This is a genomic window from Mesorhizobium sp. M7A.F.Ca.ET.027.03.2.1, from assembly GCF_003999175.1.
GTDB lineage: Bacteria > Pseudomonadota > Alphaproteobacteria > Rhizobiales > Rhizobiaceae > Mesorhizobium.
In genome coordinates this window covers 1-1,902 of the sequence record NZ_RZOM01001144.1, presented here as the reverse complement: position 1 = coordinate 1,902, position 1,902 = coordinate 1, and the positions used below count along the sequence as shown (strand labels likewise).

The 1,902-nt window shown below is 63.7% G+C and carries 2 pseudogenes; one reads left to right on the top strand and one right to left on the bottom strand.

Annotated features, from left to right (window positions below):
- Window positions 1-213: 213 nt before the first annotated feature.
- A pseudogene (gene gltX, locus EN750_RS32215) lies at window positions 214-1,586 on the top strand (glutamate--tRNA ligase).
- Here gltX and EN750_RS32210 read toward each other — a convergent pair.
- Window positions 1,504-1,902, bottom strand: a pseudogene (locus tag EN750_RS32210) (hypothetical protein); the annotation flags it as partial. The pseudogenes gltX and EN750_RS32210 overlap by 83 nt on opposite strands.

The window sequence follows — 1,902 nt, the reverse complement described above, 5'->3', positions numbered from 1 at the left end:
CCATAGCCAAATATGTACCATAGCTGAGGGCACCGAGTCAAGAAAAAATTCCTATCGTGAAAAGCTGCCGGCACAAAATGGGCACCGCCGGCCTGGGCGCAGTCGGAGGCGTCCACCGTCCGGTCTTTTCATTCCAGCCGCCATGTTCTATGTCTGCCGGCCAGCGCGGGGGCGCATCTTGTCAACCACAAAAGCATCCGGTACGCCCCGTTCATGACAGTTACCGTTCGTTTCGCCCCGTCGCCGACCGGCCGCATTCATATCGGCAATGCGCGCACGGCGCTGTTCAACTGGCTGTTTGCCATGAACAACAAGGGCCGATTCATCCAGCGCTTCGACGACACCGACATTGCGCGCTCGAAGCAGGAGTTTTCCGACGCCATCCTCTACGACCTGCATTGGTTGGGCATTTTTCCCGACGCCACCGAGTACCAGTCGCGGCACTTCGAAGTCTATGACGCCGCGGTCGAGAGGCTGAAGACGGCAGGCGTTCTCTATGCCTGCTATGAAACGCCGGAGGAACTCGATCTCAGGCGCAAGGTGCGCCGCACGCGCGGCCTGCCGCCGGTCTATGGCCGGGAGGCGCTGACGCTGACGCACGAGCAGATCGCCGAGTACCAGGCCGATGGCCGCCGGCCGCACTGGCGGTTTCTCCTCCCCAATTTCTCAGGCGATCCGCAACAGCCGGAACGCACCGAAATCCACTGGAACGACCTGGTGCGGGGTGAGGAAACCGTCGATCTGGCCTCGCTTTCCGACCCGGTCCTTGTGCGCGAGGACGGCACCTATCTCTATACGCTGCCTTCCGTCGTCGACGACATCGAGATGGGCGTCAGCCATGTCATCCGGGGCGACGACCACGTCACCAACACCGGCGTGCAGATCGCCTTGTTCCAGGCGCTGGCTGCCGAGCCGCCAGTGTTCGGCCACCATAATCTCCTGACCACCGCATCGGGCGAGGGCTTGTCGAAGCGCACCGGCGCGCTCTCGATTGAAAGCCTGCGCGGGACGGCATCGAGCCGATGGCCGTCGCATCATTGGCCGTCCTGGTAGGCACTTCGGAGAATGTCGCGGCGGTGCCGACGATGGGCGAACTCGCCGAACGCTTCGATCCGGCGGCGACATCGAAATCCGCCGCCAAGTTCGATCCGGACGAGCTGTTCGTGCTCAACCGGTCGCTGCTGCACCACATGCCGTTCGCCGAGGCACAAGACCGTCTGATCGTGCTCGGCGTCTCTGGCGAGCAGGCCGAACCGTTCTGGCTGGCGGTGCGCGGCAATCTCGACAGGCTGGCCGATGCGGTCAACTGGTGGCGTATCCTGCGCGACGGACCGCAGGAGAAGCCGGAATTTTCCGATGACGATCGCGATTTCCTTCGACAGGCCTTCGATCTGCTGCCGGAGGAACCCTGGAGCGCGACGATCTGGAAGGACTGGACGGGCAAGATCAGGGAAGCGACCGGCCGCAAGGGCAAGGCGTTGTTCATGCCGCTCAGAGCAGCCCTTACCGGACTGCCTTCGGGGCCGGAGCTTGCAGATCTATTGCCGCTGATGGGTCGGGAAGGAACGTTGGCCCGACGACCCTGACCTTGCGCTGTTCCGGCGGCAGCGCGGACACCGGCGACGTCACCGGCTTGGCGGAAACCCGCTTGATCGCCTCGCGGTCGAGCCCGCCTTCCTGATTGGCCAGCGTTTCGGGATCGGCACCTGGATCCGGTTTGGAGATCGGCACCGGAATGAACGGTGCGGAGTCCGTCTCGGGTTGCAACTGTTCCGGATTCGGCGGGTTGCCGGCGATGATCTGAAAACCCTGCGCGGCGGCGTTGCAGCCGCAAGCCGGCGGCCGCGACATATCGGGCTGCTTGTAGAGATAGGCGGTCGGCAATTCGCTGTAGGGGCGGCC